Below are 21903 nucleotides of genomic sequence, written 5' to 3' on the forward strand. Positions count from 1 at the left end.
GTAGCACATTATGGCACGCGTAACTGTTCAAGACGCTGTTGAGAAAATTGGTAACCGTTTTGACCTGGTGTTGGTCGCTGCTCGCCGCGCCCGCCAGATGCAAGCCGGCGGAAAAGATCCGCTGGTCCCTGAAGAGAACGACAAATACACCGTGATCGCACTGCGCGAGATCGAAGAAGGCCTGATCAACAACCAGATTCTGGATGTGCGTGAGCGTCAGGAACAGCAAGAGCAAGAAGCCGCAGAGATCCAGGCGGTCACCGCGATTGCTGAAGGTCGTCGTTAATCTCGCTACGGGTCGCCCTTGTATATCTTCGAAAGCCTCAATCTGCTGATTCAGCGCTATCTGCCGGAAGACCAGATCAAGCGCCTTCAGCAGGCTTATATTGTTGCACGTGATGCTCACGAGGGGCAGACTCGCTCCAGCGGTGAACCTTACATCACCCACCCCGTCGCCGTAGCCGGTATTTTGGCGGAGATGCGTCTTGACTATGAGACGCTGATGGCCGCGCTGTTGCATGACACCATCGAAGATACCCCGACCACTTACCAGGATATTGAACAACAATTCGGCAAGAGTGTCGCCGAACTGGTAGATGGCGTCTCGAAGCTGGACAAGCTGAAATTCCGCGATAAGAAAGAAGCGAAGGCGGAGAACTTCCGCAAGATGATTATGGCGATGGTGCAAGACATCCGCGTCATTCTCATCAAACTGGCTGACCGCACGCATAACATGCGCACGCTGGGTTCACTGCGCCCTGATAAGCGTCGCCGCATCGCGCGTGAAACGCTGGAGATTTACAGCCCGCTGGCGCACCGTTTGGGTATTCATCATCTGAAAACCGAGTTGGAAGAGCTGGGTTTTGAGGCGCTGTATCCAAACCGTTATCGGGTCATTAAAGATGTGGTCAAAGCCGCGCGCGGCAACCGCAAGGAAATGATCCAAAAAATCCTTTCCGAAATTGAAGGGCGGTTGAACGAAGCCGGTATTCCCTGTCGCGTCAGCGGACGCGAAAAACACCTCTATTCCATCTACTGCAAAATGCACCTGAAAGAGCAGCGTTTCCATTCCATCATGGATATCTACGCGTTTCGGGTGATCGTTAAAGAGCTGGATACCTGCTATCGCGTACTCGGGCAGGTGCATAGCCTGTACAAACCGCGTCCCGGCCGCGTCAAAGATTACATCGCTATTCCGAAGGCGAACGGCTACCAATCGCTGCATACCTCGTTGATTGGGCCGCACGGCGTGCCAGTCGAGGTACAGATCCGCACCGAAGACATGGACCAGATGGCCGAAATGGGTGTGGCAGCGCACTGGGCTTATAAAGAAGGTGAAAGCAGCACCACGGCACAAGTTCGCGCTCAGCGCTGGATGCAGAGCCTGCTGGAACTGCAACAAAGTGCGGGCAGTTCGTTCGAGTTTATCGAGAGCGTCAAATCCGATCTCTTCCCCGACGAAATGTACGTGTTCACCCCGGAAGGGCGCATCATCGAGCTACCGGCTGGCGCGACGCCGGTCGATTTTGCCTACGCGGTGCATACGGATATCGGGCATGCCTGCGTCGGCGCACGCGTCGACAGACAGCCCTACCCGCTCTCCCAATCGCTCAACAGTGGGCAGACGGTAGAAATCATTACCGCACCCGGCGCGCGCCCCAATGCGGCATGGTTAAACTTTGTCGTCAGTTCGCGCGCTCGCGCCAAAATTCGCCAAATGCTGAAGAACCTCAAACGTGACGATTCGGTGAGTCTGGGTCGCCGTTTATTGAATCACGCGTTAGGCAGTGGCAGAAAACTCAGCGATATTCCACAAACCAGCATCCAGCTTGAGCTGGATCGCATGAAACTCACCTCGCTGGATGACCTGCTGGCTGAGATTGGCCTCGGTAACGCCATGAGCATCGTCGTGGCGAAAAACCTGTTGGATGAGCAACCGTTACAGCAAGAACACACCGGTTTGCGCAAGCTGCCGATCAAAGGTGCAGATGGCGTATTGATTACGTTTGCCAAATGCTGCCGCCCGATCCCCGGTGACCCGATTGTGGCGCACGTCAGTCCCGGTAAAGGTTTGGTGATTCACCATGAGTCTTGCCGAAATATTCGCGGCTACCAGAAAGAGCCAGAAAAATTCATGGCGGTCGAGTGGGATAAGGTTACCGAACAAGAGTTTATCGCTGAGATTAAGGTCGACATGTTCAACCATCAGGGGGCATTGGCCAACCTGACCGCAGCGATTAATGCCGCCAACTCCAATATTCAGAGCATCAATACGGAAGAAAGGGATGGTCGCGTGTATAGCGCCTTTATCCGTTTGACCACGCGCGATCGGGTACATCTGGCTAACGTCATGCGCAAAATCCGCGTGATGCCGGATGTCATCAAAGTGACCCGTAATCGCAACTGATTGCCACCGTACCAGTGATAGCCCTGACGATCCCGGTCGCACACATGGCACCGGGATAACGCAAGAGACATCGTATGACACCAGAACGCTACGCCCGCATCCAAGAGATGCTGACCAGCCGTCAACCCGATTTGACGGTGTGTATGGAGCAGGTGCACAAACCCCACAATATTTCCGCTGTGATTCGTACCGCTGATGCCGTTGGCGTACACGAAGTCCATGCCGTTTGGCCCACCAGCCGCATGCGTACACTGGTGTCATCGGCGGCAGGCAGCAACAGTTGGGTACAGGTCAAAACACACCGCACTATCACCGATGCCGTCTCGCATTTAAAAACGCAAGGCATGCAGATTCTGGCGACCAATCTGTCTGCCAAGGCGGTCGATTTTCGTGAGGTCGATTACATGCGACCAACCTGCATCCTGCTCGGTCAGGAAAAAACCGGCATCACTCAGGAAGCACTCGCGCTGGCCGATCAGGACATCATTATTCCGATGATCGGTATGGTGCAATCCCTCAACGTGTCGGTCGCTTCTGCGCTGATCCTGTACGAAGCCCAGCGCCAACGTCAAAACGCGGGTATGTACCAACGTGACACAGGCATGCTCGATGACGATGAGCAGCAACGCTTGCTGTTCGAAGGGGGTTATCCGATGCTGGCGCGCGTAGCGATGCGGAAAAAACTTCCCCGTCCGCACATCGACCATCAGGGCCAGATCATTGCCGACACGGCATGGTGGGCAGCGATGCAATCCGCCGCCGAATAGCGAGACATCCCCATGAAAAGTCACCTGCTGAATAACCAACCGTTGAACACCCTCACGGGGGTCGGTGCCAGTCAGGCGGCTAAACTCGCACGCCTTGGGTTGGAAACCGTACAGGACGTGCTGCTGCACCTGCCGCTGCGTTATGAAGATCGCACCCATCTCTACGCTATTGGCGACTTGCTGCCCGGCATCTATGCCACGGTGGAAGGTGAGGTGCTGCGCAACGACATCGTCTTTGGCCGCAAACGCATGCTGACCTGCCAGATCAGTGACGGCAGTGGCGTGCTGACGATGCGCTTCTTCAATTTCAATGCCGCAATGAAAAACAGCCTGGCACCGGGCCAGCACGTTATCGCCTACGGTGAAATCAAACGTGGTAAGAACGGGGCTGAGATTATCCATCCCGAATACCGCGTGCAGGGTGACGCCCAGCAACCGGTAGAATTACAAGCCTCCCTGACGCCGGTTTACCCAACCACGGAAGGGGTGCGTCAGGCAACACTGCGCAAATTGACCGATCAGGCGCTGGAGCGTCTGGATGCACAGCCGATAGAAGAGCTGCTGCCGCAGGAGCTAAGCCGCGGCATGATGGGGCTGTCTGAAGCGTTACATACGCTGCATCGTCCCCCGGCGGGTACGCAACTGAGTGAGCTTGAGCACGGCAAACACCCGGCGCAAGTGCGTTTAATCATGGAAGAGCTGCTGGCGCATCACTTAAGCATGCTGGCGGTACGCGCCGGTGCGCAGCGTCACCGAGCCCTTTCACTGCATGCGCAGGACGCCATAAAAACGCAGTTGTTGGCCGCCCTCCCGTTTGCGCTTACCCAGGCACAAACCCGCGTCATCAACGACATTGAAGCCGACATGGAGAAGCCGTTCCCCATGATGCGTCTGGTACAAGGGGATGTCGGCTCGGGAAAAACGCTGGTGGCAGCCATGGCGGCATTGCGCGCTATCGCCAACGGCAAACAGGTGGCCTTAATGGCACCCACCGAGCTGCTCGCGGAACAACACGTCATCAACTTTCGTCATTGGTTTGAGCCCCTTGGCATTGAGGTCGGCTGGCTGGCTGGCAAGCAAAAGGGCAAAGCCCGCGTTGCGCAACAAGAGGCCATCGCCAATGGTCAGGTCAGTATGATCGTGGGCACGCACGCTATTTTTCAGCAACAGGTGCAATTTAGTGGGTTAGCGCTGGTGATTATTGATGAACAGCACCGCTTCGGTGTACATCAACGGTTAGCGCTGTGGGAAAAAGGGGTGGAACAAGGCTTCCATCCTCACCAGTTAATCATGACGGCAACACCGATACCACGCACGCTGGCAATGACGGCCTATGCCGATCTGGACACGTCAGTCATCGATGAGCTGCCGCCAGGCAGAACGCCGGTAACCACGGTCGCCATCCCCGATTCTCGTCGTGAGGATATTATCACCCGCGTCGATCGTGCCTGCCGGGAAGAAGGACGACAGGCCTACTGGGTCTGCACGCTGATTGAAGAGTCCGACCTGCTGGAAGCAAAAGCGGCTGAAGCCACCTGCGAAGGGCTGAAAGTCGCGCTGCCAGATCTGCGCATCGGATTGGTACATGGCCGGATGAAAGCACAAGAGAAGCAGGCGGTGATGCAGGCATTCAAACAGGGCGAACTGCAACTGCTGGTGGCGACCACGGTTATCGAAGTGGGCGTAGATGTGCCCAATGCCAGCCTGATGATCGTCGAAAACCCAGAGCGGCTGGGCTTGGCACAACTGCACCAGTTGCGCGGTCGCGTCGGACGCGGTGCCATCGCGTCTCACTGCGTGTTGCTTTATAAGACGCCGCTGAGTAAAACGGCGCAGCAGCGCTTGCAGGTGATGCGCGACAGCAACGACGGTTTTGTTATTGCGCAACGGGATTTAGAGATTCGCGGTCCCGGCGAACTGCTGGGAACGCGACAAACCGGCAGCGCCGAATTTAAAGTGGCGGATTTACTGCGCGATCAGGCACTGATCCCCGAAGTACAGCGCGTAGCGCGCCATCTTCATGCCCATTATCCCGAACATGCCAAAGCGCTGATTGAACGCTGGTTACCGGAGCGGGTGCGCTATACCAATGCCTAACGCCATAGGCGAGGCGCAGAAAAGGGGCGCGGATAGCCCTTGTCGCACTGCATGTGTATGTAAAGCCCTCCACCTTCGCGAAACGTTAAATTGCGCGTTACCACGATAAAATAATCGATGTTTTTTCACACATTGATAACGCGGCATTCAAAAAATCCCGACCGTCATCCGGCATAACACAAGATTGTTTTGTAATCGCTCCGCAAACGATTGCTTTTGCAAAGCAGATCATTAAAATGCCCTCTTTGCCGTTTCAGGACGCCCTTGATCATGACTACCACCACCACGGAACTGCCCCAAACGGAGACGCCAACCGCTGCGCCCCGTAACAGTGAACTGATTTATCGTCTGGAAGACAGACCGCCGTTAGCGCAAACGTTGTTTGCCGCCAGCCAGCATCTTCTGGCTATGTTTGTGGCGGTGATTACCCCAGCCCTGTTGATCTGCCAGGCACTCGGTTTGCCCGCGCAGGATACCCAACACATCATCAGCATGTCGCTGTTCGCTTCCGGCCTGGCGTCCATTCTGCAAATTAAAACCTGGGGTCCGGTAGGATCGGGATTGCTTTCTATTCAGGGCACCAGCTTTAACTTTGTCACCCCGTTAATCATGGGTGGTCTGGCGCTGAAAAATGGCGGTGCCGATGTGCCCACCATGATGGCCGCACTGTTCGGAACCCTGATGGTGGCCTCTTTCACTGAAATCATCCTTTCCCGCTTCCTGCATCTGGCGCGCCGCATCATCACGCCGCTGGTCTCCGGCGTGGTCGTGATGATCATCGGTCTGTCGCTGATTCAGGTGGGATTAACATCAATCGGCGGCGGCTTCGCCGCCATGAACGATCACACCTTCGGCGCCCCTAAAAATCTGGCACTGGCCGCTATCGTACTGCTAGTCATCATCCTGCTGAACCGCCAACGCAACCCCTATCTGCGCGTCGCCTCTCTGGTGATTGCTATGGCGGTCGGGTACTTTGCCGCCTGGGCGATGGGGATGCTGCCGCAAGACACCTCGGCCACACACACCTCGGCGATCATGATCCCGACACCGCTCTATTACGGCCTCGGCTTCGACTGGAACCTGTTAATCCCGTTGATGCTGGTGTTTATGGTGACCTCACTGGAAACCATCGGTGATATCACCGCCACCTCCGACGTTTCCGAGCAGCCGGTTAGCGGCCCGCTGTACATGAAACGCCTGAAAGGCGGCGTGTTGGCTAACGGTATGAACTCCTGCCTGTCCGCCATCTTCAACACCTTCCCTAACTCCTGCTTCGGCCAGAACAACGGCGTTATTCAGCTGACCGGCGTCGCCAGCCGCTACGTGGGTTTTGTGGTAGCACTGATGCTGATCGTACTGGGCCTGTTCCCGGCAGTCAGCGGCTTTGTGCAGCACATTCCTGAACCAGTACTGGGCGGCGCAACCATCGTGATGTTCGGCACCATTGCAGCCTCTGGCGTGCGCATTGTTTCACGCGAGCCGCTTAATCGCCGCGCCATCATGATCATTGCGCTGTCGCTGGCTGTCGGCCTGGGCGTCTCACAGCAGCCGTTGATTCTGCAATTCGCGCCGGATTGGCTGAAAACCCTGCTTTCCTCCGGCATTGCCGCAGGGGGGATTACCGCGATTGTTCTGAATCTTGTCTTCCCGCAGAAGAAAAATAAAACCAGGCAGAGGCAATAGCGTCTAACTTGGGTATGATAAAACGGCCAGTGTGGAAACACTGGCCGTTTTTTATTGTCTGTAACCACGGTTAAGTATTGAGACGCAGGAAGAATTGCGGCATAACACAAGTGCTCACGATGACAAGGCATGGACTGATACGATGAAATTTCTCGGGAAACTACTGCTCACCTTGCTGTTGCTAGCCCTGTTGGCATTGGTCATCGTTTACGTTGTGTTGCAAACCCACTGGGCCGCCAGCCGCGTCACTTCTTGGGTGAATGACAATACTGACTACCAGCTAACGCTCGGAAAAATAGAGCATAACTGGTCAGAAGCCGACCATATCGTGTTTAACGATGTCACCTTTGGCGTCAAAGGGCAGCCGTTGACCCTTGCGGCACGTAAAATGTCCTTTGGTGTAAGCGCACGGCAGCTGACAGAACCGAGCCACTTTGCCAGTCTTGAACTGGAAGGCGGTACCTTGAATCTGCTGCCTGGCAGCAACATTGCCGTTCCGTTCATGGCCGATGTGCTGCAATTGCGCACCATGGCGCTCCAATCGCAAGACGGTGATTGGTCGCTGAACGGGCAGCAAATTAACGGTGGCATCACCCCCTGGCAGCCAGAGCAGGGGCATCTGCTCGGTACGCAAGGTAATTTTCAACTCAGCGCGCGCTCGCTGCGCCTCAATGAGGTCCCCGCCAGTCAGGTACTGATTCAGGGGGAAATCAACAATAACCAACTTACGTTAACCAACTTTGGTGCAGACGTTGCGGGCGGTCAGTTAACCGGTAATGCGCGACGTGCAGAAGATGGCAGTTGGCAGGTGGATAGCCTGCGACTGAGTAACGTGCGTTTACAAACCACGAAATCGCTGGAAGATTTCTGGCAGCCCGTGGCTGAACTGCCTTCGGTAGCCGTTTCGCGCTTTGATATGGTGGATGCCCGCATTGAAGGGCCCGGCTGGGCGTTTAGCGATCTCGACGTCACCCTGCAAAATATTACGTTCCGCCAGCACAGTTGGGAAAGCGACGACGGCACGCTGTCGTTTAATGCCAGCGACATCGTCAACGGTAGCATGCACCTGATTGATCCTATTGTTAACCTTGCCGTTTCGCCGCAAGGAGTGGCCATCAAACAGTTTACTACCCGCTGGGAAGGTGGTTTGATGCGCACCGATGGCATGTGGACGCGCGATAACCACCGTCTGACTTTGAATGAAGTCGTGGTCGCAGGGATGGAGTATACCCTGCCCACGGATTGGCGTGAGCGCTGGCAGAAGACATTACCGGACTGGCTCAGCGATGTTGAGGTGAAGAAGTTCCGCGCTAACCGTAACCTGCTCATCGATATCAACCCTGATTTTCCGTTCCAGCTCACCGCGCTGGATGGCTACGGCAATAATCTTTTGCTGGCGCGTCAGCACCAGTGGGGCGTTTGGCAGGGTACGCTGAATCTTAACGCCAGCGATGCCACCTTCAACAAACTCGATGTGCGCCGTCCTTCTCTCGCGCTAAACGCGAGTGATGCGCAAATAGCCATTACCGAACTGAGTGCGTTTACGCAACGTGGTCTGCTTGAGGCGCAAGCCACGATTGAGCAGCAACCTGGTCGGGCGTTCACGCTGTCATTAAACGGACGTTCAGTGCCGATGGATACCCTGACACACTGGGGCTGGCAAGGGTCTGAGGCCCTGCCCAGCGCCGACAGCAATCTGCAACTGCGTTTAACGGGAAATCTGGCCGCCAACACGCCGCTGAAACCGACGCTGAGCGGTCTGTTACAGGGGACCACCAGCGATGGCACCGGCGTAAGGCAGCAGATTCAACACGGTGAAGTCAGCACCGCGCATTAATGGCCGTACCGCTACCCCGCTTCCGAGCCGCCTTGTTCCAAGGGATCGGCAGGCTGCGCGGGTAGCACGATATACACCCCTTCAAACACCGCGCCGGATTTATCATCGCCAAACAGCTCGACGTTCAGTTGCACACGCGCTTTAAGTCCGCGCGCCAGACGCGTCAGGTTGCCGCTCAACGAGCCTAAATCAGCCACTGCACTGGGGCGACCGGTGATCGGCGAGCTGTAACGAATATGCGCATCGGCCAGAATAATGGTGCCCCCCAGATGTCGTTCACGCAGTAATAGCCAAATCAGCCCCCATCCGGTCAGCGTCGCCAATGAAAACAGGCTACCGGCAAACAGCGTATGGTGCGAATTCTGATTACCCGTTTCCGGCATGGTGGTAATAAATTTTTGCCCGGTATATTGGTTGATTCGCACACCCATTTTTTCACTGAGCGGGATATGCTCATGCCAGGCTTGCTGCAACTGCGCACACCAATCAGGGCGATGCAAGATATCATCTAGAGAGGCAATGGGTTTGGTCATCAGATAATGACGCACAGGCGTCGTTTGCGGTGCGCTGATCTCTCCTTGAAGGGAAAAACCCAGCTTGGTAAAAAACGGCACAGCATCTTCACGCGCACCGCATACCACGCGCTTTACCCCTTCCTGACGCGCGACGGATTCCAGCGTCATCGCCACCAGCGTGCCCAACCCTTTGCACCGAACGCTTGGATGCACCGCCATAAAGCGGATAGCGGCTTCGTTATCGGCATTAATGGAGAGGCGTCCAATCGCCACCAACCGCCCTTGTTAATCCACCACGGTCTGGTGATGCGCCAGCGCGTCATAGGCATCCCGCTCTGAACCTAACGGCTGGTGTAATGGCTTACGCAGCATCTCCCAACGGAACTGATAGTAGGCGTCCATCTGTTCAGCGGTTTCAGGCACTCTCAGGTGATACATTCCCTCCCCCTCCTTCCGATTGGCTGTACTGCGCATCGGTGACAATGGGCGCGCTGACGCGCATGGCATTGTCACACCTGAAGCCAGAACGTGACTGGCCCATCGTTAACCAACGCAACCTGCATATCAGCCGCAAAGCGGCCGGTTTCCACGTGGGTGCCGCGTTCACGACACTGGGCGGCAAAATACTGATACAGCCGATCCGCCTCGGCAGGTTCCGCACCGCGGGAAAAACTGGGGCGCATGCCTTTTTGCGTATCCGCCGCCAGCGTAAACTGCGATACCACCAACACACTGCCTCCGGTCTGCTGCACGTTAAGGTTCATCTTGCCCTGCTCATCGCTGAAAATACGATAGCCGAGCACGCGCTCACACAGGCGCGCCGCCTTACGTTCATCATCCCCTTGTTCGACGCCTAACAGCACCAGCAATCCGCCTGCAATCTCCCCAACGATGGCATTGTCCACCGTCACACTGGCGCGGGTAACACGCTGAATTAACGCAATCATAAACGACAACCACTCCTGAACCGCTGTTCTTTTAATCGATTTTTTAGCAAAAATGCCAACCGTTTTTATCACAGCTTACCCGCGTTAGCGACGGTAATGTGTGCAGGAGAAACCGGGTGTTCGGCAAAAAATTGTGGCACCGTATCGCGATCGGTCACCAAAACGCTGTGGATCCCCAGCGCTTGCGCGGCGGCAATATTCTGTTCGTTATCATCGAAAAATACCGTTTGCGCCGGCGTTGCCTGCTCTTGCGTCAGCACATACTGATAAACTCTCGCCTCCGGTTTGCGCATCCCAATATCCTGTGACAAATAGAGACGATCGGCAGCCTCGGCCACGTCTGGAAACAGAGCGGGCCAATGCGCACAGTGCAGGCGATTGGTGTTGGATAAAATAACGGCGCGATGCCCTTGCTGGCGCAGTTGCTGCATCACATCCAGTACTTCAGGACGCAGCGCAACAAAAATAGCCTGCCAGCCCGCCGTAAACTGCTCGTAGCTCAGCAGCATGCCCATTTCCTGGCTCAGTCGGGCACCAAATTCTTCATCACTGATCTCGCCCCGCTCATGCAGTTCAAAGGCTTCATCCATGGTAAAGCGCTCTTTCAGCGTGGCTAGTGGCACACCACTCAGCTTACTCCACACTCCCAACACGCGGTTGAAATCGATATCAATGACAACGTTACCCAAATCAAAGATATAAAGCATTTCGCCCTCCAGACGTCATGGTTGTTTTTTCACTGTAGCGGGAAAAATGACGGCTGAATAGGGAAGAACATAACTAAAACGTATACGAAATACTCACGGCGGGCAGTAAGGGGATAGCGATGACCAACCAAAAACGGCAACCCTGCATGGCGCTATTGAACAGGCCTGAGGAGGCCCGTTAGTCTGTGATTTACGGATGCAGCCATGGCCGCGTAGCCAGCACCTGTGCAATCCAACTGCCGAACGCCCGCGTTTTAGCGGGAACCAGTCGCGCGGAGGGATGCACCAGATAGATAGCCTCGTCGTTTTCCACGGGATAGTCGGGTAGCACAGGCACCAATCGACCGCTGCACAGTTCCGGTCCCGCTAGCCAGTCGGAGACCATCGCGATACCTAAACCAGAGACAGCAGCCTGTACAAGGCTACTTGCGTCATCCGTCACCAACGGCCCGGCTATCCGCACCGTCGTTATTTTATCGCCATCACACAGCGTCCAAAGGGGATGCGAGGCCAGACGAGAGAATCCCAGGCAGGCGTGTTGACCAAGATCAACCGGCCGAGCAGGCGCACCGTGCTTGTGCAAATAGGCTGGTGATGCACAGAGCATACGCCGCGAGGGTGCTAACCTGCGAGCCACTAACCGGCTATCAGCCAAGGTTCCGATGCGAACAGCCGCATCAAAGGACTCCGCCACCAGATCGACATAGCGGTCTTCCAACGCGGTTTCTACGAAAAGATCGGGATAGGTAGCGAGGAACGCCGGAAGCCTGGGAGTGATCCACATCCGACCAAAGGAGGCGGGCAAGGCGATGCGCAGCGTGCCGCGCACACTCACCGCCGCCGCGGCCGTGTCCTGCTCGATATCCCGCAAAACCTGCAGAGCACCGCGCATGCGTTGGTAAAAGCGCTCACCGGCTTCCGTCAATGCCAGTCGCCGCGTAGTGCGTTCCATAAGACGCACGCCCAGGCGCTTTTCCAATGCCGTAACGCGCCGCGAAAGGATGGAGCCATCTCTGCCCAATGCCTGACTAGCCGCAGTGAAACCACCATGCTCAACGGCAGCAACAAAGGCCGTAATCTGCTCAAACTCGGTTCCGTTCATATATGCATTTTTTGCAGAGGTAATGTTCTTTTACATCATATTATCAGATAAAAACGAATCAATTAAGCTGTGAGGAAATCATTACGTCTTCAGCCTGATGCCCAGACTGGAGGACACATTGGAGCAGGAATGAGCAAAACACAAATACCGGTAGCAACCGGCGACCGCTACAAGGTACTGGCGGCGATCTGCGTCTGTGCAACTATCATCCCACTGGTATTCACTGGTCCGGCAATATCAATACCCGCGGTTGGCCACGACTTGGGTGGGGATCACTCTAGCTTGAGTTGGATTGTGAATGCCTACGCCATCGCGTTTGGCAGTTGCGTTATGGCGGCGGGTGCCATCGGCGACCAAATCGGTCGCAAACGTTGCTTCATGGTAGGGATTTGGATATTCATCACGATGTCACTGTTGATCGGCTTGACCCCAAATCTGCTACTGCTCAATCTGATGCGCGCCGCCGAAGGCGTTGGTGGAGCCTTGGTACTAACCTCCGCCACCTCGCTACTGGCGCAGGAGTTTGAGGGAGCGGAGCGCACACGGGCTTTCAGCTTCCTCGGGACAGCGTTCGGTGTTGGTCTTGCATTCGGCCCCATGGCTTCAGGGTTTATGATAGAACGGTTGGGTTGGCGCTCACTGTATTTTGCCATCGCACTGATCGCCGCCTTGGTTCTGGTGCTGGGGACGCGGCGGATCAGGGAGTCGCGTGATCCAGAGGCAAAAGGCATTGATTGGCCAGGCACGGTGCTGTTCACTGCGGCATTGGTGTCGCTGACGTTCAGCATCGCACGCGGGCCGCAAGACGGCTGGACGAGCCTGCGCGTACTGTCGCTGTTGGGCAGCACCCTTTTCCTGCTAGGCGCGTTTATTGTCGTGGAGCGTCGGCGTCAATATCCCATGCTGGACCTCCTTTTGTTTCGCTACCCGCGCTTCATCGGCGTCCAGTTGTTGCCCGTGGCGACCGGTTTCAGTTTTATCGCGCTGATCGTCTACGTCCCTATTTGGTTCATTGCCGTACAAGGGCGCGATGCATTTACAGCAGGTCTGGCTATCGTGCCGCTGACAGCGCCGATGCTGGTAGTTCCGTTGCTGGCAGGGTGTGCGGCCCGGTACGTATCACCCGGTTTACTGTCGGGCGTTGGTTTTCTCATCTCCGCGCTCGGTACCTGGCTGTTGACACGCTTGTCGGCGGACGGAGGCTTATGGTCAATGGCACTCCCGATGCTGCTGGTTGGCATCGGCAACGGACTGCCTTGGGGCTTGATGGATGCCCTGTCGGTCAGTGTCGTTCCCAAAGCACGCGCGGGGATGGCTGCCGGTATCTTTACCACCATGCGCGTAACCGGAGAAGCCCTCGCCATTACCATCATCGGAGCTATGTTGATGAGTTTGACGGCAGCAAATCTGCACGCAGCGGCCGAGGTTGCGTCACTGACATTACCGAAGAATGCCACCGCGATGGCAAATCAAATGGGGGCTAGCGCCGGACACGGTACGGTTTCCAATACGGATAGCATGGGGGACGGAATCATTATCGAGCTGGCAAATCATGCCTACACGTCGGCTTTCCACAGCATCTTTGCGGTATTGGCGATACTCGCGGCACTCACCGCTGTGGTATGTCTTGTGACATTACGTCAGCCAGACGCGACGTCTTGAGCGTTAATAAGCACATCATCAGGGTCAGGCAGGAAGGAAATAACACGATGAGAAAAAAGGCAGGGCGCCTGAAAGCGCCCTGGAACGGTTTTGTAAAGAGCGGCGGATTAGCCCTCTTTCGGCCCGCGGTTGGCGCGACGGCGATCGTTTTCGGTCAGGTGACGTTTACGCAGACGGATAGACTGCGGAGTCACTTCAACCAATTCATCGTCATCGATAAATTCCAACGCTTGCTCCAGCGACATTTTCACCGCTGGCACCAGCACCGTGGCTTCATCAGTACCAGAAGCACGCATGTTGGTCAGTTTTTTACCCGTCAGGCAGTTGACCGTCAGGTCATTGGAACGGGTGTGAATACCGATAACCTGGCCTTCATACACTTCTGCACCGTGTCCCAGGAACAGCTTACCGCGCTCCTGCAAGCTGAACAGCGCATAGGCTACTGCTTTACCCTGACCGTTAGAGATCAGCACGCCATTCTGACGCTGGCCGATATCGCCCGGACGCACATCGTCGTAATGGCTAAAGGTGGAGTACAGCAAGCCAGTACCGGAAGTCATGGTCAAGAAATCCGTACGGAAGCCAATCAAACCACGGCTTGGGATAATGTAATCCAGACGCACACGACCTTTACCGTCCGGGTTCATATCGCGCAGTTCACCTTTACGCAGACCCAGCGCTTCCATCACGGAACCCTGATGCTGATCTTCGATATCCAGCGTCACTGTTTCGAACGGTTCCTGACGACGACCGTCGATGTCACGGAAGATAACTTTCGGACGAGACACGGCCAGTTCAAAACCTTCACGACGCATGTTTTCGATCAGCACGGACAGGTGCAATTCGCCACGGCCAGACACACGGAAGGTATCCGGGTCTTCGGTTTCTTCAACACGCAACGCCACGTTGTGCACCAGCTCTTTCTTCAGACGATCCAGGATCTGACGAGAGGTCACGAATTTGCCTTCTTTACCGCAGAACGGCGAGGTGTTCACCCCGAAGGACATGGTTACCGTCGGCTCATCCACGGACAGCGGCGGCAGGGCTTCTACGTTAGCAGTATCACAGATGGTGTCAGAGATGTTCAGTTCACCCAGACCGGTGATAGCGATGATGTCGCCCGCTTCCGCCACGTCAGCTTCGATACGTTGCAAACCCAAATGGCCCAACACCTGACCCACTTTACCGTTACGGCGTTTACCTTCCGCATCGATAATCGTCACTTGCTGGTTCGGTTTGATACGGCCACGTTTGATACGGCCGATACCGATAACACCCACATAGCTGTTGTAGTCCAGCTGGGAGATTTGCATTTGCAGCGGACCGTCCAGATCGACGCTCGGTGCTTCAACGTGTTTGACGATCGCTTCAAACAGCGGCGTCATGTCTTCCGCCATGTCTTCGTGATCCAAACCGGCGATACCCATCAACGCAGACGCGTAAACGATAGGGAAATCCAGTTGTTCGTCGGTGGCACCCAGGTTGACGAACAGATCGAACACCTGATCGACGACCCAGTCAGGGCGCGCGCCCGGACGGTCAACTTTGTTGATGACCACAATCGGTTTCAGGCCATAGGCAAAAGCTTTTTGGGTAACGAAACGAGTCTGGGGCATCGGGCCGTCCATTGCGTCTACCAGCAGCAGCACTGAATCGACCATGGACATTACACGCTCCACTTCACCACCGAAATCGGCGTGTCCTGGGGTGTCAACGATATTGATACGGTAATCTCTCCAGTTAATGGCGGTGTTTTTCGCCAGAATGGTGATACCGCGTTCTTTTTCCAGATCGTTGGAGTCCATAACGCGCTCAGTGGCGTCATTTCGTTCACCCAATGTTCCAGATTGTTGTAGCAGCTTGTCAACCAGGGTTGTTTTCCCATGGTCAACGTGCGCAATAATAGCAATGTTACGCAAATTCTCGATCACAGCTTTGCCTCAGGCATTTAGAAATAGCGCGCTATTGTACACGGATTAAGCGAGGGACCAAACAAGATCACACTCCTAAGCGATAAACAACCCAGGGGTGCTTGCTTTGTGATCCCTTTCACGGTGCAACGGCGCAGAGAAAGTAAACAAACGCACACAAACAGTGCACTATTTTGGTGATTATGAACCATAATAGTGCAACGAACGCTAATGGTGCAGGCACTGCCTTCAACGAAAGCCTGAAAACAACGCCTCCCAACCCCACGCGTAGAGTTGGCATGATTTTAGCTTAAACCTTATTACGGTAACAAACATCATTCCATAACGATATTCGTTCCACGACGATAAATGACAAATCGGGAGATCCAAGTATGTCCGCAGAACATGTTTTGACGATGCTGAACGAGCACGAAGTAAAATTCGTCGACTTACGCTTTACCGATACCAAGGGTAAAGAGCAGCACGTCACCATTCCAGCTCACCAGGTTAGCGCTGACTTCTTCGAAGAAGGCAAAATGTTCGACGGCTCCTCTATTGGTGGCTGGAAAGGTATCAACGAATCCGACATGGTGCTGATGCCTGACGCAAGCACCGCAGTACTGGACCCGTTCTATGAAGACACGACGCTGATCATTCGTTGTGACATTCTGGAACCAAACACCATGCAAGGTTACGATCGCGACCCGCGTTCCATCGCGAAACGCGCTGAAGAGTACCTGCGTTCCACCGGTATCGCGGATACCGTTCTGTTTGGACCAGAACCTGAATTCTTCCTGTTTGACGACATTCGTTTCGGCAGCAGCATCTCCGGCTCTCACGTTGCTATCGATGATATCGAAGGCGCGTGGAACTCCGGCACCAAATACGAAGGCGGCAACAAAGGCCACCGTCCGGCAGTGAAAGGCGGTTACTTCCCGGTTCCGCCGGTTGACTCCGCACAAGACATCCGTTCTCAGATGTGCCAGGTAATGGAACAAATGGGCCTGGTTGTTGAAGCTCACCACCACGAAGTGGCAACAGCGGGTCAGAACGAAGTGGCCACCCGCTTCAACACCATGACCAAAAAAGCGGACGAAATTCAGATCTACAAATACGTTGTTCACAACGTAGCGCACGCTTACGGCAAAACCGCCACCTTTATGCCGAAACCAATGTTCGGTGACAACGGTTCTGGCATGCACTGCCACATGTCCTTGTCCAAAGGCGGCACCAACAAATTCTCCGGCGACAAATACGCAGGCCTGTCTGAAGAAGCGCTGTTCTACATCGGCGGTGTCATCAAGCACGCTAAAGCGATCAACGCCCTGTCCAACCCGACCACCAACTCTTACAAGCGTCTGGTCCCGGGTTATGAAGCTCCGGTAATGCTGGCTTACTCCGCACGTAACCGTTCTGCTTCGATCCGTATCCCGTTCGTCTCCAGCCCGAAAGCAGCACGTATCGAAGTGCGCTTCCCGGACCCGGCGGCTAACCCGTACCTGTGCTTCGCCGCACTGTTGATGGCCGGTCTGGATGGTATCAAGAACAAGATCCACCCTGGCGATGCCATGGACAAAAACCTGTACGATCTGCCGCCGGAAGAAGCGAATGAAATCCCGCAGGTTGCAGGCTCTCTGGAAGAAGCACTGAACGCGCTGGACGCTGACCGTGCATTCCTGACGGCAGGCGGCGTGTTCACTGACGACGCTATCGATGCTTACATCGGTCTGCGCCGTGAAGAGAACGATCGCGTTCGCATGACGCCGCACCCGGTTGAGTTCGAACTGTACTACAGCGTTTAATCAACGACTGCGTACCCAGGATTTACCTCGGCGTGGTGGGCGTGCTGAACCCTGCCATGACCGAGCATCAACAGAATTATAAGAAGTTTGTTTTTGTTGCCGTGGAAACTTTTCAGCCCATCTTCGGATGGGCTTTTTTCACCATCGGCCTTATTTCTTTATCATCAATATTGGCCGTTGCGACGTAACATCCATCATCTACACTACAATGCACCGCGAGGGTGCAGGAGTCTGCGTTATGGCAACAGGCACGCTGCCCGATGCTGGGCAGATCCTCAATTCTTTGATCAATAGTATTTTATTGCTGGATAACGACCTGGCAATCCACTATTCCAATCCGGCAGCCCAGCAGTTGCTGGCGCAAAGTTCACGCAAATTGGCGGGAACACCGTTGCCGGATCTGCTCAGCTATTTTTCGCTAAATATTGAGCTGATGCGCGAAAGCCTCAACGCGGGTCAAGGATTTACGGATAACGAAGTGACTATCGTTGTCGATGGCAGAGCACACATCATGTCGCTCACCGCACAACGCATTCAACACAGTTTTATCCTGTTGGAGATGGCGCCGATGGACAACCAGCGCCGCCTCAGCCAGGAACAATTACAGCATTCCCAGCAGCAGGCAGCGCGTGATTTGGTGCGCGGTCTGGCGCATGAAATCAAGAATCCGCTCGGCGGATTGCGCGGCGCGGCACAGTTGCTGGCCAAAGCGCTGCCCGACCCCGCGCTGACAGAATACACCAAGGTGATCATTGAGCAGGCCGATCGCCTGCGCAATCTGGTGGACAGGCTGTTAGGGCCACAGCAGCCGGGTTTACACGTAACGCAAAGTATTCATCAGGTCGTTGAGCGCGTCTGCAAGTTGGTCTCGTTGGAAAAACCTGACAACGTGACGCTGGTGAAAGATTACGATCCCAGCCTGCCTGAGCTGACCCACGACCCAGACCAGATTGAACAAGTGCTGCTGAACATTACCCGCAATGCGCTCCAGGCGCTGGGTAAAGAAGGCGGTACCATTACGCTGCGCACGCGTACCGCCTTCCAACTCACGCTGCACGGCGTGCGCTATCGCCTGGCGGCGCGTATTGATATCGAAGACGATGGTCCTGGCGTCCCCGCTCAGCTGCAAGACACGCTGTTTTACCCGATGGTAAGCGGTCGTGAAGGGGGGACTGGGCTGGGATTATCGATCGCACGCAGCCTGATCGATCAGCATTCGGGAAAAATTGAATTTAACAGTTGGCCAGGCCATACCGAATTCTCGGTTTACCTGCCCATTCGCCAGTGAGGTTCACGATGCAACGAGGGATAGTCTGGATTGTCGATGACGATAGCTCCATCCGTTGGGTGCTGGAGCGCGCGCTCACTGGGGCGGGGTTAACCTGTGCCACCTTTGATAACGGAAATCAGGCGCTGCACGCGCTGGCAACCCAAACGCCGGATGTGCTGCTGTCCGATATTCGCATGCCGGGCATGGACGGTCTGGCTCTACTGCAACAGATCAAACAGCGTCATCCGATGCTGCCGGTGATCATTATGACCGCGCACTCCGATCTGGATGCGGCGGTAAGCGCTTACCAACAGGGCGCGTTTGATTATCTGCCCAAGCCGTTCGATATCGACGAAGCCGTCGCTTTGGTTGAGCGCGCGATCAGTCACTATCTGGAACAGCAGCAACCGGTCCGCGCGCAACCGCTCAATGGCCCCACCACCGATATCATTGGTGAAGCACCGGCCATGCAGGATGTGTTTCGCATTATTGGCCGGCTCTCCCGTTCATCCATCAGCGTGCTGATCAACGGGGAATCGGGAACCGGTAAAGAGCTGGTGGCACATGCGCTGCATCGCCACAGTCCGCGCGCCAAAGCACCGTTTATCGCTTTGAATATGGCGGCCATCCCCAAGGATCTGATCGAATCAGAGCTGTTTGGTCATGAAAAAGGGGCGTTTACCGGCGCGAACCAGATTCGCCAGGGACGCTTTGAACAGGCCGACGGCGGCACCCTGTTTCTGGATGAAATCGGCGATATGCCGCTGGATGTGCAAACGCGGCTGTTGCGCGTGTTGGCTGACGGGCAGTTCTACCGCGTCGGTGGCTACGCGGCGGTGAAAGTGGATGTGCGTATTATCGCCGCAACCCACCAAAATCTGGAACTGCGCGTTCAGGAAGGCAAATTTCGCGAAGACCTGTTTCACCGTCTCAATGTGATTCTCGTCCATCTGCCTCCACTGCGCGAACGACGCGAGGATATTCCACGGCTGGCCCGCTATTTCTTGCAAGCAACGGCCAAAGAACTGGGGGTAGAACCCAAAAATCTGCACCCGGAAACGGAAACGGCGTTAACGCGCCTGCCCTGGCAGGGCAACGTGCGTCAGTTGGAAAACACCTGCCGCTGGCTGACCGTGATGGCCGCCGGACAAGAGGTGTTGATTCAGGATCTGCCGCCAGAGCTGTTTGAAACCACGGCACCCGATGCCACGGTGCACATGCTACCGGACAGTTGGGCAACCCTGCTGGCGCAATGGGCCGATCGGGCGCTGCGTTCCGGTCATCAAAACCTGCTCTCCGAAGCGCAACCGGAGATGGAAAGAACGCTGCTCACTACCGCGTTACGCCATACGCAGGGCCATAAGCAAGAAGCCGCCCGCCTGTTGGGATGGGGACGTAACACCCTGACGCGCAAGCTCAAAGAACTCGGTATGGAATAGCTGCAACACACATTACCGACGGCCATGTCACATTACTCCTCGTCATCCCCGCCTTCGTGGGAATGACAGTGGGGTAGTGCTGTTTGTCAGCCACCTTGCGCCGCTCCCTCTGTGGTATCATTTCCTCAACGTTATTAGCTCCCAGCCAACACTCAGAACGATAACAAGCGTGACGCTTACGCTCCGTTTACCGTGCTCCCGCAGGTATCGCCAGGAATTACAAGCCAGCGCACAAAATTGTCGATATTTTGTTCTTTACATAAAACAAGCCGGCAGTATGATCGTGTCGCTGATTCAGGAGAACTTACCATGCTAGATTCACTTATTTCTGCGGCGACACACGGCGCGGAGCTTGGCGTAGCGGCGAGTCACTCACCGCAAACCGCCATTGCTGCAATCCTGTGTGCTGCATTGATCAATTTCTTTATTTAGGCTTGACCGACAGGCCATCGGGCTGATGTCCTATATCACAATAACATCCCCATCATCTCGATGATGACACTGTTTGAATATAATAAAGTTTTAATCTGAAAACGCCTCGCTATCGTCGGGGTGTTTTTTTTACCTTGGCTCAATGTCCCCCACCGGGGCGTGGCGCTGGATAGTCTTTATCCCCTTGAATGGGTTGCGCGTACTCACTGTTCCACAACTGGGCGTACAACGCATCAATGCGCGCAGTCATCGCCGGGCTTTGCATTACAATCTCCAGATTGCGCGAGTTATCAAGATAACCCCCGCTCCAGTTACTGGTGCCCACCCAGGATTTTTGCTGATCAATGGTCATTACCTTGCTATGAATCACGCGAGCGAAGGGGATGAACCCATTGCTGGCCTCAGGCAATGTCACGATTTTCACTTCAACGTTCGGCAGTACCGCCAAACTTTTGAGATAAGCAATGTTCGGCTTTTTGGTGCTCCAGTTCGCTACCATTAACTCGACCTTTACCCCGCGTGCCGCCGCACTGCGTAATGCATTATCTATCACCGCATAATAGGGACGAGTGCGATTCGGGCCATATGAGAGCGGCGCGTAGTCCATCACCTGAATGCGCACGCGGGTTTTCGCCTGCCCCAATAAGCGTGGCAATTCCGCTTCAGAATCCAGTACGCCCGGAGGGTTGAACGCTTTGGGGCTGGCAACCAGATAGTTATCCGGGCGCGAGTCATCCTGCACAACCGTTTGTATCACAGGCTTGACCGCGATACCTTGCACCAGTGCTTCCTGCGCCTGCCAGTCCTGCTCGAACACCGCATTGAGCTGTTTGAGCACGCTGGGGTCGTCGATAAGCAGCCCGGTTTCATGAATATGCTCAAGCGAACGCCAGTCAAAATTTTGGCTGCCGACATAAGCCCGTTTGCCATCCACCAGCAGGTATTTCGCATGCAGAATGCCGCCGGTGAGCTTAGCGTAAGGGATGACCCGCAGTTCCAGATTGGGAATCGCCTTCAACTGCGCCAGCGTTTCCGGTGTTGACAGTACAATGCCCTTCTCTTCTAGCAGAAAGCGAATGCGTACACCGCGCTCTCCCGCGCTGCGCAGATGTTGCAACACGTTATCCAGTCGCGAGCCGCGCTGATTGGCAACGTAGAACTCTCCCAATGACAGACGCTGTTGCGCTTCATCAAACAGCGCACTCCAAACGGCATCCGGTGCACGCAGATCCGGGGCCTGTAGCGCGGTTTCTACCGGCGCGGTATACACCAATTCATAACCGGGAATGCTGAAATCCGCCAGCGCCGAGGACGTTACCACACACA

17 protein-coding genes and 1 pseudogene are annotated in these 21903 nt (G+C 55.3%); 12 read left to right on the forward strand and 6 right to left on the reverse strand.

Annotation, left to right across the window (positions count from 1 at the left end; genetic code table 11):
* Nucleotides 1-10 precede the first annotated feature (10 nt).
* The 6 genes from rpoZ to K6K13_RS20955 all read left to right on the forward strand — a co-directional run bounded on the left by rpoZ (nucleotide 11) and on the right by K6K13_RS20955 (nucleotide 8791).
* Entirely contained in the window at nucleotides 11-286 is a 276-nt protein-coding gene (rpoZ, locus tag K6K13_RS20930) for a DNA-directed RNA polymerase subunit omega (RefSeq protein WP_195316190.1), read from the forward strand.
* Nucleotides 287-304: 18 nt separating this feature from the next.
* Nucleotides 305-2407: a bifunctional GTP diphosphokinase/guanosine-3',5'-bis pyrophosphate 3'-pyrophosphohydrolase gene (gene spoT, locus K6K13_RS20935; RefSeq protein ID WP_222158682.1), complete on the forward strand. Its 2103-nt coding sequence runs from the start codon at nucleotides 305-307 to the stop codon at nucleotides 2405-2407.
* Between the two features lie 74 nt (nucleotides 2408-2481).
* A complete protein-coding gene (trmH, locus tag K6K13_RS20940) occupies nucleotides 2482-3174 on the forward strand; it encodes a tRNA (guanosine(18)-2'-O)-methyltransferase TrmH (protein ID WP_222158683.1) in 693 nt (230 codons plus the stop codon).
* 12 nt (nucleotides 3175-3186) lie between these two features.
* Nucleotides 3187-5271, forward strand: coding sequence for an ATP-dependent DNA helicase RecG (gene recG, locus K6K13_RS20945; protein ID WP_222158684.1), 2085 nt, complete (start codon nucleotides 3187-3189; stop codon nucleotides 5269-5271).
* Nucleotides 5272-5541: 270 nt separating this feature from the next.
* Nucleotides 5542-6954 carry a nucleobase:cation symporter-2 family protein gene (locus tag K6K13_RS20950; RefSeq protein ID WP_222158685.1) on the forward strand — a complete coding sequence of 471 codons (1413 nt, stop codon included), beginning with the start codon at nucleotides 5542-5544 and terminating at the stop codon, nucleotides 6952-6954.
* Nucleotides 6955-7096: 142 nt separating this feature from the next.
* Nucleotides 7097-8791 carry an AsmA family protein gene (locus K6K13_RS20955; protein ID WP_222158686.1) on the forward strand — a complete coding sequence of 565 codons (1695 nt, stop codon included), beginning with the start codon at nucleotides 7097-7099 and terminating at the stop codon, nucleotides 8789-8791.
* An 11-nt stretch (nucleotides 8792-8802) separates the two neighbouring features.
* On the opposite strand, the pseudogene fabY reads toward K6K13_RS20955, so the two are convergent.
* The 4 genes and pseudogenes from fabY to K6K13_RS20975 form a co-directional block, all read right to left on the reverse strand.
* Nucleotides 8803-9744 (reverse strand): annotated as a pseudogene (gene fabY, locus K6K13_RS20960) (fatty acid biosynthesis protein FabY).
* Nucleotides 9745-9815: 71 nt separating this feature from the next.
* Complete coding sequence (dtd, locus tag K6K13_RS20965) at nucleotides 9816-10253, reverse strand: D-aminoacyl-tRNA deacylase (protein WP_222158687.1); 438 nt, start codon at nucleotides 10251-10253, stop codon at nucleotides 9816-9818.
* Between the two features lie 68 nt (nucleotides 10254-10321).
* Nucleotides 10322-10960, reverse strand: a complete 639-nt coding sequence (gene yihX, locus K6K13_RS20970; protein WP_222158688.1) for a glucose-1-phosphatase — start codon at nucleotides 10958-10960, stop codon at nucleotides 10322-10324.
* A 190-nt stretch (nucleotides 10961-11150) separates the two neighbouring features.
* Nucleotides 11151-12062 (reverse strand): LysR family transcriptional regulator, encoded by a 912-nt coding sequence (locus K6K13_RS20975; protein WP_252120373.1) that lies wholly within the window; start codon nucleotides 12060-12062, stop codon nucleotides 11151-11153.
* Nucleotides 12063-12191: 129 nt separating this feature from the next.
* Here K6K13_RS20975 and K6K13_RS20980 point away from each other — a divergent pair, with 129 nt between their 5' ends.
* Entirely contained in the window at nucleotides 12192-13724 is a 1533-nt protein-coding gene (locus K6K13_RS20980) for an MFS transporter (RefSeq protein WP_222158689.1), read from the forward strand.
* Nucleotides 13725-13831: 107 nt separating this feature from the next.
* Here the strand turns inward: K6K13_RS20980 and typA are convergent, their stop codons facing one another.
* Nucleotides 13832-15655 carry a ribosome-dependent GTPase TypA gene (typA, locus tag K6K13_RS20985; protein ID WP_222158690.1) on the reverse strand — a complete coding sequence of 608 codons (1824 nt, stop codon included), beginning with the start codon at nucleotides 15653-15655 and terminating at the stop codon, nucleotides 13832-13834.
* A 371-nt stretch (nucleotides 15656-16026) separates the two neighbouring features.
* Here typA and glnA point away from each other — a divergent pair, with 371 nt between their 5' ends.
* The 5 genes from glnA (at nucleotide 16027) to K6K13_RS21010 (ending at nucleotide 20577) form a co-directional block, all read left to right on the forward strand.
* On the forward strand, nucleotides 16027-17436 hold the full coding sequence (gene glnA, locus K6K13_RS20990; protein WP_222158691.1) for a glutamate--ammonia ligase: 1410 nt from the start codon (nucleotides 16027-16029) through the stop codon (nucleotides 17434-17436).
* A gap of 32 nt (nucleotides 17437-17468) precedes the next feature.
* A complete protein-coding gene (locus K6K13_RS20995; protein WP_222158692.1) occupies nucleotides 17469-17624 on the forward strand; it encodes a hypothetical protein in 156 nt (51 codons plus the stop codon).
* Between the two features lie 50 nt (nucleotides 17625-17674).
* Nucleotides 17675-18724: a nitrogen regulation protein NR(II) gene (gene glnL, locus K6K13_RS21000; RefSeq protein ID WP_222158693.1), complete on the forward strand. Its 1050-nt coding sequence runs from the start codon at nucleotides 17675-17677 to the stop codon at nucleotides 18722-18724.
* A gap of 8 nt (nucleotides 18725-18732) precedes the next feature.
* Nucleotides 18733-20145, forward strand: a complete 1413-nt coding sequence (gene glnG / locus K6K13_RS21005; protein ID WP_222158694.1) for a nitrogen regulation protein NR(I) — start codon at nucleotides 18733-18735, stop codon at nucleotides 20143-20145.
* A gap of 309 nt (nucleotides 20146-20454) precedes the next feature.
* Nucleotides 20455-20577 carry a YshB family small membrane protein gene (locus tag K6K13_RS21010; RefSeq protein ID WP_222158695.1) on the forward strand — a complete coding sequence of 41 codons (123 nt, stop codon included), beginning with the start codon at nucleotides 20455-20457 and terminating at the stop codon, nucleotides 20575-20577.
* Between the two features lie 139 nt (nucleotides 20578-20716).
* Here the strand turns inward: K6K13_RS21010 and K6K13_RS21015 are convergent, their stop codons facing one another.
* Nucleotides 20717-21898 carry a phospholipase D-like domain-containing protein gene (locus K6K13_RS21015; RefSeq protein ID WP_434064622.1) on the reverse strand — a complete coding sequence of 394 codons (1182 nt, stop codon included), beginning with the start codon at nucleotides 21896-21898 and terminating at the stop codon, nucleotides 20717-20719.
* Nucleotides 21899-21903: the final 5 nt, after the last annotated feature.

The organism is Symbiopectobacterium purcellii, assembly GCF_019797845.1.
GTDB lineage: Bacteria > Pseudomonadota > Gammaproteobacteria > Enterobacterales > Enterobacteriaceae > Symbiopectobacterium > Symbiopectobacterium purcellii.